Source organism: Cellulosimicrobium sp. I38E (genome assembly GCF_001647255.1).
GTDB classification, from domain to species: Bacteria; Actinomycetota; Actinomycetes; order Actinomycetales; family Cellulomonadaceae; genus Cellulosimicrobium; species Cellulosimicrobium cellulans_E.
Map to the genome: position 1 here is coordinate 79,294 of NZ_LUAZ01000012.1, position 10,131 is coordinate 89,424.

The 10,131-nt window shown below is 73.5% G+C and carries 10 protein-coding genes, 1 tRNA gene and 1 riboswitch; of the genes, 5 read left to right on the forward strand and 6 right to left on the reverse strand.

Going from position 1 to position 10,131, the window contains the following annotated elements; genetic code table 11:
• Positions 1 to 94: 94 nt before the first annotated feature.
• Both A0J59_RS03615 and A0J59_RS03620 read left to right on the forward strand, forming a co-directional pair.
• The gene (locus A0J59_RS03615; protein ID WP_047234132.1) at positions 95 to 1,585 is read left to right on the forward strand and encodes an NAD(P)/FAD-dependent oxidoreductase; all 1,491 of its coding nucleotides are present in this window, start codon (positions 95 to 97) and stop codon (positions 1,583 to 1,585) included.
• A gap of 144 nt (positions 1,586 to 1,729) precedes the next feature.
• A tRNA-Leu gene (locus A0J59_RS03620) sits at positions 1,730 to 1,803 on the forward strand.
• A 6-nt stretch (positions 1,804 to 1,809) separates the two neighbouring features.
• Here the strand turns inward: A0J59_RS03620 and A0J59_RS03625 are convergent.
• From A0J59_RS03625 to A0J59_RS03635, 3 genes are all read right to left on the reverse strand, one after another.
• A complete protein-coding gene (locus tag A0J59_RS03625) occupies positions 1,810 to 2,205 on the reverse strand; it encodes a glyoxalase/bleomycin resistance/extradiol dioxygenase family protein (RefSeq protein WP_047234133.1) in 396 nt (131 codons plus the stop codon).
• A 104-nt stretch (positions 2,206 to 2,309) separates the two neighbouring features.
• On the reverse strand, positions 2,310 to 2,816 hold the full coding sequence (locus tag A0J59_RS03630) for an alpha/beta hydrolase (RefSeq protein ID WP_064315251.1): 507 nt from the start codon (positions 2,814 to 2,816) through the stop codon (positions 2,310 to 2,312).
• A gap of 135 nt (positions 2,817 to 2,951) precedes the next feature.
• Positions 2,952 to 3,878, reverse strand: coding sequence for a VOC family protein (locus A0J59_RS03635; protein WP_047234135.1), 927 nt, complete (start codon positions 3,876 to 3,878; stop codon positions 2,952 to 2,954).
• A gap of 89 nt (positions 3,879 to 3,967) precedes the next feature.
• A riboswitch (TPP riboswitch) is annotated at positions 3,968 to 4,092 on the forward strand.
• On the opposite strand from A0J59_RS03635, the gene A0J59_RS03640 reads away from it, so the two are divergent.
• The 3 genes from A0J59_RS03640 (at position 4,083) to A0J59_RS03650 (ending at position 6,488) form a co-directional block, all read left to right on the forward strand.
• Positions 4,083 to 4,835, forward strand: a complete 753-nt coding sequence (locus A0J59_RS03640; RefSeq protein WP_082918712.1) for a TenA family protein — start codon at positions 4,083 to 4,085, stop codon at positions 4,833 to 4,835. (Overlaps the previous riboswitch by 10 nt.)
• A gap of 101 nt (positions 4,836 to 4,936) precedes the next feature.
• Complete coding sequence (locus tag A0J59_RS22600; protein ID WP_082918713.1) at positions 4,937 to 5,440, forward strand: helix-turn-helix transcriptional regulator; 504 nt, start codon at positions 4,937 to 4,939, stop codon at positions 5,438 to 5,440.
• A 100-nt stretch (positions 5,441 to 5,540) separates the two neighbouring features.
• Entirely contained in the window at positions 5,541 to 6,488 is a 948-nt protein-coding gene (locus A0J59_RS03650) for a DUF6882 domain-containing protein (protein WP_064315252.1), read from the forward strand.
• Between the two features lie 100 nt (positions 6,489 to 6,588).
• Here A0J59_RS03650 and A0J59_RS03655 read toward each other — a convergent pair whose 3' ends face one another.
• The 3 genes from A0J59_RS03655 to A0J59_RS03665 all read right to left on the reverse strand — a co-directional run.
• Positions 6,589 to 7,194 (reverse strand): ClpP family protease, encoded by a 606-nt coding sequence (locus tag A0J59_RS03655; RefSeq protein WP_064315262.1) that lies wholly within the window; start codon positions 7,192 to 7,194, stop codon positions 6,589 to 6,591.
• Positions 7,194 to 7,832: a ClpP family protease gene (locus A0J59_RS03660; protein WP_047234137.1), complete on the reverse strand. Its 639-nt coding sequence runs from the start codon at positions 7,830 to 7,832 to the stop codon at positions 7,194 to 7,196. Before A0J59_RS03660 ends, A0J59_RS03655 begins: the two co-directional genes overlap by 1 nt.
• A 91-nt stretch (positions 7,833 to 7,923) precedes the next feature.
• On the reverse strand, positions 7,924 to 10,131 hold a 2,208-nt coding region (locus A0J59_RS03665), incomplete at its 5' end, for a fibronectin type III domain-containing protein (RefSeq protein WP_172820006.1).

The following is a 10,131-nucleotide window of genomic DNA, read 5'->3' on the forward strand; positions in this document are numbered from 1 at the left end:
TCTGCCCCCTGGGCGGGGCGAGCGTGGGGCGCGTCACGCCCGTCTGGCGGACGCTCCGGCTCGCCTGTGCCGCAACCGGTAATACTCTGGAACCATGCCTCAGAATGACCTGACCTCGGTCAGCCGTGCCCAGACCGCTTCGCCGCGGCCCCGCAAGGTGCCCCGCGTCGTCGTCCTCGGCGGCGGCTCCGTGGGTCTGTACGCCGCGCGCCGACTGCGCAAGAAGCTCGGTCGCCGCGAGGCGGCGATCGTCGTCGTCGACCCGCGCCCGTACATGACGTACGCGCCCTTCCTCCCCGAGGCGGCCGCGGGCTCGATCGACGGTCGCGACGTCGTCGCGCCGCACCGCCGTGCGCTCAAGGGCGTCGACGTGCTCCAGGGCAAGGTCGTCGCGATCGACCACGGCGCGCGCCGCGTGACGATCCACCCGGAGGAGGGCGACGACTACTCGGTCACGTACGACCACCTGATCGTCGGCCTCGGCTCGGTGTCGCGCACGCTCCCCATCCCCGGGCTCGCGGAGAACGCGATCGGCTTCAAGAACGTGGAGGAGGCCATCGCGGTCCGCAACCACGTGCTCAACCGCATGGACGTCGCCTCGTCCACCTGGGACGAGCAGCTGCGCCGTCGCATGCTGACGTTCACGTTCGTCGGCGGCGGGTTCGCGGGCGTCGAGGCGATCGCCGAGATCGAGGACATGGCGCGCTACGCGACCCGCAACTACGCGACGATCGAGGAGAAGGACCTCCGCTTCGTCATGATCGAGGGCGCCGGGCGCATCCTGCCCGAGCTCAGCGAGCCCATGGCGGGCTACGCGCTCGAGGAACTGAAGAAGCGCGGCATCGAGTTCCACCTCAACACGTTCCTGTCGTCGTGCGTGGACGGTCACGTCGTCACGTCGACGGGCGTGGAGTTCGACTCCGACACGATCGTGTGGACCGCGGGCGTCAAGGCGAACCCGGTCATCAAGGAGGCCTCGGACCTCCCCGTGGACAAGATGGGCCGCGTCACGGTGCTCCCGACGCTCCAGGTCGCGGACGCCGACGGCAACGTCGTCCCGAACGCCTGGGCCGCGGGCGACTGCGCCGCCGTCCCGGACGTGCTCAACCCGGGCAAGTTCTGCCCGCCGAACGCGCAGCACGCGATCCGCGAGGCGACGCGCCTGGCCGACAACCTCGCGCTCGAGCTGCACAGCGAGAAGCCGGTCGAGTACCGCCACAAGAGCGTCGGTACGGTCGCGTCCCTCGGCCTGTACAAGGGCGTCGCGGAGCTGTTCGGCGTGTTCAAGCTGCGCGGCGTGCTCGCGTGGCTCATGCACCGCAGCTACCACGTCATGGCGATGCCCACGGGCAACCGCAAGATCCGCATCTTCATCGGCTGGATCGGGCAGTTCCTCCTGGGCCGCGAGCTCGTGTCGCTGGGCTCCCTGCATGACCCGCGCGCGGAGTTCCGCGCCGCGTCGGTGCCGCCCAAGAAGGACGGCGAGCCGGTCAAGCAGACCGCGCAGGGCTCGGCGGCCGCGGCGGAGTCCGGCACGGGCACCGTCGACGCCGACGACCGGACGCCGGCGGCCAAGGCGTCCTGACGCCCGTCCGCACCCGCCGGGATCCCCGGCACCTGCCCGACGACGAGGGGCGAGCCGCGCGAACGGCTCGCCCCTCGCGGCGTCCTGGTCGGGTCGAGCGCCGACGGCCCGGGGAGAGCCGCGCTCGCGGTAGATTCGGCCCGCGCCCCCATGGCCCAACTGGCAGAGGCGGCCGGCTTAAACCCGGCGTGTTCCGGGTTCGAGTCCCGGTGGGGGCACCGAGCCTACGAGAGGCCTGTCGGGCCGTCGGGCTCCGGCGGCGGCGCGGCCTCCTGGCCGAGGACCACGACGGTGCCGTCCGGGTCCTGCACGCGCGCGACGCGCTCGCCCCACGGCTGGTCCGTGGGTGGTTCGAGCACCGGCACGCCGGCGGCGGCGAGGTGCTCGACGGCGCGGTCGCAGTCGTCGACGTACACCCACAGCACGATCCGCGTGTCCGCGGGAGGCGGCTCGCCCTGGCCCAGGCCGAGCGGCGAGCCGCCCACGCGCAGGCTCACGTAGACCGGCGGCCCGTCGTCGGGGAACGCGTACTCGACGGTCCCGCGCAGCAGGTCGCGGTAGAAGCCGAGCGACCGCTCGAGGTCGGCCACGGTGAGGATCGGGAAGAGGCTGCGGAACATCGGCGTCGCTCCTCGGTGCGCACGGCGGGTGTGCTCCCATCGTGCGCGCCCGACGCCCGGCCCGCGCCCCGTGCCGCCCGCCCGGTGGGGCGTGACCCGGGGTGTCAGGTCGCCGCTCGCCCCACGACGTCGTCGAGGAACGCCCGGACGTCGGCGAGCTCGCGCGCGTCGGTGCCGTGCGCGAGACCGGGGTAGACGCGCTCGACGAGCGTCGAGCGGTCCGGCAGCCACGCGGCGGTGCGGTCGACCGCGTGCGGCGCGATGACCCGGTCGTCGGCGCCGCGGCCCCAGAAGACGGGCGGGCGCGACGCGGCGAGCGCGGCGTCGGCGGGCTGCTCGGCCGCCTGGACGAACCCGCCGAGGACGACGGTCGCCGCCACGCGCTCGGGGCGCGTGCGCAGGAGCTGCGTGGCCATGAGCCCACCCTGGGAGAACCCGACGGGGACGACCGGTCGGTCGGTACCGAGCTCGGCGTCGACCCAGTCCCAGACGGCCTCGGTCGCGCGCGCGACGGGCTCGGGGTCGGGGTCGCCGGGCGTGACGATCGGGAACCACGCGAACCCGCCGTGGGGGGAGGGCGAGCGGGGCGCGCAGCGAGACCCAGGGCGCACCGAGGTGCGGGCCGAGGCCGGCGAGGTCGTGCTCGTGCGAGCCGAACCCGTGGAGCAGCACGACGACGGCGCCCCCCGCGGGCGGGCTCGTCGGGTCCGCGTCGGACCGGACCGCGACGAGGGGAGCCGGAGCGCTCATCGCGCGAGCAGCTCGTCGGTCGTCGTGCCGGGCACGGCCAGCGTGACGCGCGTGCCCCACGGGTCGTGCACGACGACGGAGCGGCCGTCGTCGGCGTGCTGCAGGCCACGGGCGCGCAGGCGGGCGACGAGCGCGTCGAGGTCGTCGCGGCCGGGCACGGTGATCGCCACGTCCCCGAGGCCGAGGCTCGCGGCGCGCGGCCCGGCGCCGGCGCTGTTCCAGACGTTCATCGCGACGTGGTGGTGGTAGCCGCCGGCGGACGCGAACAGGGCGCCGCTGTACTCGGTGACCGTGGCCTCGAACCCGACGGCGTCGACGTAGAAGTCGTGGGCGGTCGCGATGTCACCGACCTGGAGATGGACGTGCCCCACGCGCCCGGCGAGCGAGGGCCCGGCGTCGAACGTCTCCTGGTCGAGGTGCGTGCGCAGGTACGCGTTCGGGTCCAGGAACTCGGTGGCCATGCGGATCTGCCCCCGCTCGCGCACCCACGTCTCGCGCGGCCGGTCGGTGTACAGCTCGACGCCGTTGCCCTCGGGGTCGGTGAAGTAGAACGCCTCGCTGACGAGGTGGTCGCTCGACCCGACGAACGACCCCCGGCGGTCCTGCGCGGCGCGGTAGACGGTCGCGGCGAGGCTTGCGGCGTCGTCGAACAGGAACGCGGTGTGGAACAGGCCGGCCTGGCGCCGGTCGACGGCGGGCAGGCCGGGCGTGTGCACGAGGCGCAGCATGGGCGTCGTGCCGCGGCCGAGGACACGGTGCACCTCGGTGCCGCGGGAACGCTCCTCGAGGGGAGCGAGCGCGAACGCGCCCGTGTAGTAGGACGTCATCTGCTCGAGGTCGCCGACGCGCAGCGTGACGGCGTCCATGCTCGTGGACGGGGACAGGAGGCGGTCGGTCGCCGCGCCCGGGGTGCTCGTGGTCATGTCTGCTCCAACTTGTTGTCGCTACAACTATATTCCCACACGTCCCCGGATGCTCCCGACGCGGGCGGTGCTTCCTTGCTAGGGTCGCGGCGAACCACGCGGGGCGTCCCGCCCGGGCAGCCGGGCCGAGGGACTGAGACGAGCGGTACGGCCGCCCGGACCCGTCGAACCTGATCTCGCTAGCACGAGCGGAGGAACGTGGGCATGACGACGCCTGCTGCCATCACCCTGAACCCTGTTTTCGCGGACGACCCGACCGCGCTCGTCCGGCAGGAGGAGGCCGGCTTCACCGCCGACCTCGCCCGCCGGTACGCGCACCTCTTCGACGAGTTCTACGACCACCCGTTCCTCGTCGGCCTGCGCGACGGCTCCGTCGAGCCGGCCGCGGTGCGGCACTACGTCGGCCAGGACCACCAGTACCTCACGGCGTACCTGCGCTGCTACGGCCTGGGCATGGCCCTCGCGCCCGACCGGGAGTGGGCCGCGTACTTCCACGAGAAGGCCGGGTTCCTGCTCGACGACGAGTCGCACGCCCACCACGCGATGTGCGACTTCCTCGGCGTGACGTACGAGGAGGCGCAGACCCACCGCCTCGCCCCGAGCGCGCAGGCCTACGTCGACCACATGCTCGCCGCGGGCCGCGACTCGCTCGGCGTGCTGCTCGCCGCGCTCCTGCCGTGCCCGTGGACCTACATCTGGTCGGCGCGGCGGTTCTGGCTCGCCGAGCGGGAGACGACGCCCGGTGTGATCGAGGACGACCACCCGCTCGCGGGCTGGTGGGAGTTCTACGCCGCCGAGCGCACCGAGGGCGTCCTGGCCGACCTCCGAGCACGCCTCGACGCGCTCGCCGCCGACGCGGGCGAGGCGGAGCGCGCCCGCATGGAGCGCGCGTTCGAGCTGAGCTGCCGGCACGAGATCCGGTTCTGGCAGATGGCGTGGTCGCTCGAGCGCTGGTGACGCTCACCGGCGCTCGAGGCCCGACGGCGGGCCGTTACGCCAGCAGCAGATCCTCGCCCGGGTGCCTCGGCACCCGGGCGGGGCGCGGGTAGCGTGACCGCATGGACGTGACGAGCGCGGTGCCGAGCGGAGCGCCGAGCGGAGCGCCGAGCGGAGCGCCGGCGAGCCCCCGGCCCCGGGCGGGTGGGCGGCCGGAGCCGCTCCTGCGCCACGTCATCGGGGGGATCCTCCGGCGGGCACGGCTCGCGCAGGGTCGCACGCTCGTCGACGTCGCGGCCTCCGCGCGCGTCTCCACCGCCTACCTGTCCGAGGTGGAGCGCGGCCGCAAGGAGGCGTCCTCCGAGGTGCTGGCAGCGGTCTGCGGCGCGCTCGGCCTGCGCCTCGTGGACCTGGTGGCGCGTACGGGAGAGGAACTGCGCCCCGTCGCCCCGGTGCGCGTGCTCTCCTCCGTCCGGGAGCGCGGCGCGCTCTCCGCGCCGCGGCACCCCGCCCCGGCGGGCGAGCCCGTGCGCGACCTCCCGGTCGCGCGGACCACGATCGCGACCCCGACCCTCGCGTCGCGCCCGACCGCGCGCACCGCCGACGTCCTGCTCCTCGCGGCCTGAGCCCCGCGGACCCGGGGGTCGAGACGCACCTGACGGGTACCTGGTCGGCACCGCGTGTCGTGCCCCGGTGCGGGGGGAGGCGCGCGGCTACCGTCGAGGGATGACGGAGCCGCAGACCGCGCACGGCACGGCAGAGCAGACCGCCCCGGCCCTCCAGGAGCTCGTCGACGACGCCGCGTTCCTCTCGCACGAGCACCAGCTCCAGCTCGCCGACGACCACGGTGACGACGCGTGGGGCGCCGAGATGGCGGAGGGCACGTTCACCTTCACCGCCGCGTCCGGTGAGACGACGACGTGCCGGCTCCAGTTCCTCGGCACGGCCGCGCCCGGCCCCGGGAGCTGGATGTGGGCGTGGAACAACGTCAACGGCTTCCCCGACGACGTGCTGCGCGCCGCCGAGAAGACCCGCGAGACCGGCCTACGCGAGGCGACCGAGGCGGAGCTGCCGCTCGCCGACGACCTCCCGTACCGCCTCGCGCTCGCGGCCAAGGCCGTCACCGGGTCCTGGACCCACTACAGCGCCCCCGTCGGCGGCGGGACGCGCGCGTGGTTCCTCCTCGACGCCGCCAGCCTCGCGCTGCCCGCGCCGAGCGTCCCGCGCGTCGTGCGGGTACTGAGCGAGGGACTGCTGTCCGTCACGGTCGTCGACCACCGCCGTGCGGTCGCGTCCTACGCGGCCGCGCGCGGCCTCGAGACGACGGACGACGGCGGCGCGCTGGCGCTCACCCTGCCCGACGGGAGCGTGACCGTCCGGTTCGACGAGCACGGGCGGATCGCCGGCATCGAGGCGACCGCGCGGCGTGCGGCGGAGCCCGTGCACGAGCCCGACCCGGACGCGTCGGGACCTGACGCCGACGCCGCGAGGGTGGACGCCGTCGTCGACCCGGCTCCGGCCGTCGAGGAAGCTGCCCCGGACGAGCCGGGACCGGGCACTCCGCCGCCGGAGGAGGCAAGGTCGCCGGGCGAGCAGCCCGACGAGCCGACGGCGACGTCGGACGAGCGGGCGACGGAGCCACGGCGCCGATCGTGGTTCCGGCGGCGCGGGTAGACCCGAACGCACGGCGGCACGCGGCGAGCGATGCGTCTGCGGCCGAGAGCTGCGTCTCGGGACGCATCGGTCGACCACGGACGCAGCGCTCGACCGCGGGTCAGGCGGCCGCGGCGAGCTTGCGCGAGGTGACGACAGCGTCCGCGACGCCGTACTCGACGGCCTGGCGCGCCGTGAGCACGAGGTCGCGGTCGGTGTCCGCGCGCAGGCGCTCGACGGTCTGACCCGTGTGGCGGGACAGCACCTCCTCCGTCTCGGACCGGATCCGCAGGATCTCCTCGGCCTGGATCGACAGGTCGGAGATGGTGCCCTCGCCGCCGCCCGAGGGCTGGTGCAGCAGCACGCGCGAGTGCTCGAGCACGAACCGCTTGCCCGGCGTCCCCGCCGCGAGCAGCACGGCCGCGGCCGACGCCGCCTGGCCCATGCAGATGGTCGACACGTCGCAGCGGACGAACTGCATCGTGTCGTAGATCGCCATGAGCGCGGTCGCGGAGCCGCCGGGGGAGTTGATGTACAGGCCGATCTCCTGGTCCGGGGCGTCGGACTCCAGGTGGAGGAGCTGCGCCATGACGACGTTCGCGACGCCGTCGTCGATCTCCGTGCCGAGGAAGACGATGCGCTCCGACAGCAGGCGGGAGAAGACGTCGAACGCGCGCTCCCCGAGCGGGGTCCTCTCGACGACGGTCGGGATCGTGTAGCTCGCCATCACAGGCCCACCTTCCGGGCCGCGCGGGCGGGACGGACGTCGTCGACGGACTCGACGATCCGGTCGACCATGCCGTACTCGAGCGCCTGCTGCGCCGTGAACCAGCGGTCCCGGTCGGAGTCGTCGGCGATGGTCTCGACGCTCTGGCCGGTGCTCTCGGCGGTCAGCCGGTGCATGAGGCCCTTGGTGTAGACGAGGTTCTCGGCCTGGATCGCGATGTCGACGGCGGTGCCGCCGATCCCCGCCGAGGGCTGGTGCATCATGATCCGCGCGTGCGGCAGCGCGAACCGCTTGCCCGGCGTCCCCGCGCACAGGAGGAACTGCCCCATGCTCGCGGCGAAGCCCATCGCGACCGTCGAGACGTCGTTGGGGATGAGCCGCATCGTGTCGTAGATGGCCAGCCCGGCGCTCACCGAGCCGCCGGGGGAGTTGACGTACAGCGCGACGTCCGCGCGCGGGTCCTCGGCCGAGAGCAGGAGGAGCTGCGCGCACAGACGGTTCGCGACGGCGTCGTCCACGGCCGAGCCGAGGACGACGATGCGCTGGTGGAGCAGGCGCGTCGTGAGCTGGTCGTCGAAGGACGACGCCGCCGGGGCGACGGCCTCCGCGTGCGGTGGGCGTGACGTGTGCGTGGTCATGGCACCACCGTGGCCCCGGGACGACCCGGACGGGCGGTCGATCTGCCGTCGGCACATTCGCCGACGGCAGATCAGCCGCTACGGCCCTCCGCTACTTGTTGGGCCAGGTGTTCCTCTGGACGTCCACCCCGGCGGGCGCCGGGCTCACGGTGATCCAGTTCTGCGGGGCGGGGTAGTAGTTGCCCATGATGCACGGCAGGTCGAACGAGGCGTTCGGCCCGAAGCTCCGCGAGTAGCCGCCCGTGATGGCGTGGTCGTAGCCGCCCGCGTTCGTCATGCACTGCACGGTGTACGTCCCGCTCGGGAACGTCGCGTTCGTGTTGAGGCGGTACCGGGTGCAGATGTTGATGTTGTTGCAGTCGCCCAGCGATCCCGTGGTCGCCGGGGCACCGCGCGACGCCCAGATCCGGGGCGGGTCGGGCCGGGGGTCGGTGGTGAACGTGGCCTGATTGCTCCACGCCCCGCACCCGGCCGCGTTGCACGCCCGCGCGATCAGCCGGAACGTCTGCTCGTAGTCGGAGCCGACGTTGACCGTCTGCCCCGTGCCGGACGTGTTCTGGCTGCCGGAGAGCTGCCACTCGTAGCGCGAGATCCCGTTGCCGCCGTTCGACGAGGGCGCCGAGATGGAGAACTGGCCACGGTTCACGCCCGTCCGGGACACCGAGACGCCCGGGGTCCCCGGCTTGTCGTAGGCGTTGATCGACGCCGACGCGGGGCTCGACGTCGACGTACCGCCGAGGTTGGTCGCGGTCACGGTGAACGTGTACGAGCCGGGGTTGAGGCCCGTGAAGTCCACCGACGTCCCGGACACCTGCCTGGACGTCCCGCCCGGCGAGGCCGTCACGGTGTAGGCGGTGATCGGGCTGCCGTTGGCGTCGGCGGCGCCCCACGAGACGCGCGGGATGCCGCTGTCCTGGGACGACGACCCGACGTTCTGCACGCTCGGCCGGGGCGGGGCCTCCGGACGGCCGTAGGGCACGACCGCCGCGGACGCCGAGCTCTGCGCGGTCACGCCCGCCTTGTTCTCGGCGGTCACGGTGAACGTGTAGGACGACTCGTTGTCGAGCCCGGTCGCCTTGTGGCTGAGCCCCGTGAGGGTCAGCGCCGCCCCGTCGGGCGAGCCGTTGCGGTACCGCTGGAGGTGGTACGCCTTGATGGCGTCACCGTTCTCGAACGGCTGCTCCCACGACACGTCGATCGACCCGCCGTTGAGCGGCGAGTCCGCGGCGCGGCTCGCGCTCGGCGTCTTCGGGACGTCCGGCAGCCCGGCGGGGATCTCCTCGGCGGAGTAGTCGCCCCACTCGGACGGGTCGGGCGCGAGGTTCACGGCCTGGACGCGGACGCGGTAGGCCGTGCCGTTCTCGAGCCCCGTCCACACGACCTGGTTGCCGGAGAGCGCCTGCATCTGGATCGCCCCGCTCGGCGGCGCCGGGGAGATCTCGAGATTGACGGTCTCGATGGGCGACCGGTCGGTGTAGGTCTTGTTGGTCCAGGTGACGGTGAGCGACTTGTCGCCGAACTCGAGGGTGGGTGCGGCGGGCGGGTCGGGCTTCTCGTCGGGGCGCGCCTCGGCCGAGGGCGGGGAGGCGGGGCCGTCGCCGACAGCGTTGGTCGCGAAGACGGTGAAGGTGTACTTCACGTTGTTGGTCAGGCCGTCGAGGGTGCAGGTGGTGGTGCCGCAGGCCTTCTCGTAGCCGTTCTGGGAGCGCACGGTGTAGCCGGTGATCTCGGCGCCGTTGTTGTTCGGCGGGTCCCAGGACAGCACGACGGTCTTGGAGCGGACCTCGTCGACCTGCGGGGTGGCTGGTGCCTCGGGCTTGCCGAGCACCTTGAGCTGGACGCGCCCCTCCACGAGGCGGTCCTGGTCCTTGGTGGCGTCCTGCACGCGGTAGACCACGACCATCACGCCGACGAAGTTCTCGTCCGGGGTCACGGTCACGCTGTCACCCGTGAAGGCGACGTCTCCCGAGCCGGTCTCGACCACCGCGCCCGTCACGACGAGCGGGGTGTCGGGGAAGGGGTTGGAGTCGTTGGCGAGCACGGGGACCGTGGTCGGCTTGCCCTGGTGGGCGTCGTCGACGGTGTCCTGGTTGGCGCGCGCGAGGGGTCGGGTGGAGGCCACGACGGTCAGGGTCGCGGTGCCCTCGACCGGGGGGTGCTCGCCGTCGGTGACGGTGATCGGGACCTGCACGACCGAGCCCTTGGGGACCTCGGGGGTGGCCTGGGCGTGCAGGGTGGTGCCCTCGACGGTGACGGTCAGGCCCTGGGCCTGGCCGGTGGCCTTGAAGGTCAGGGGGTC

Bases quoted from the DNA above. Each gene is read 5' to 3' on its own strand.
- A0J59_RS03615 (WP_047234132.1), top strand. From the start codon at position 95: ATGCCTCAGAATGACCTGACCTCGGTCAGCCGTGCCCAGACCGCTTCG.
- A0J59_RS03625 (WP_047234133.1), bottom strand. From the start codon at position 2,205: ATGTTCCGCAGCCTCTTCCCGATCCTCACCGTGGCCGACCTCGAGCGG.
- A0J59_RS03635 (WP_047234135.1), bottom strand. From the start codon at position 3,878: ATGACCACGAGCACCCCGGGCGCGGCGACCGACCGCCTCCTGTCCCCG.
- A0J59_RS03640 (WP_082918712.1), top strand. From the start codon at position 4,083: ATGACGACGCCTGCTGCCATCACCCTGAACCCTGTTTTCGCGGACGAC.
- A0J59_RS22600 (WP_082918713.1), top strand. From the start codon at position 4,937: ATGGACGTGACGAGCGCGGTGCCGAGCGGAGCGCCGAGCGGAGCGCCG.
- A0J59_RS03650 (WP_064315252.1), top strand. From the start codon at position 5,541: ATGACGGAGCCGCAGACCGCGCACGGCACGGCAGAGCAGACCGCCCCG.
- A0J59_RS03655 (WP_064315262.1), bottom strand. From the start codon at position 7,194: ATGGCGAGCTACACGATCCCGACCGTCGTCGAGAGGACCCCGCTCGGG.
- A0J59_RS03660 (WP_047234137.1), bottom strand. From the start codon at position 7,832: ATGACCACGCACACGTCACGCCCACCGCACGCGGAGGCCGTCGCCCCG.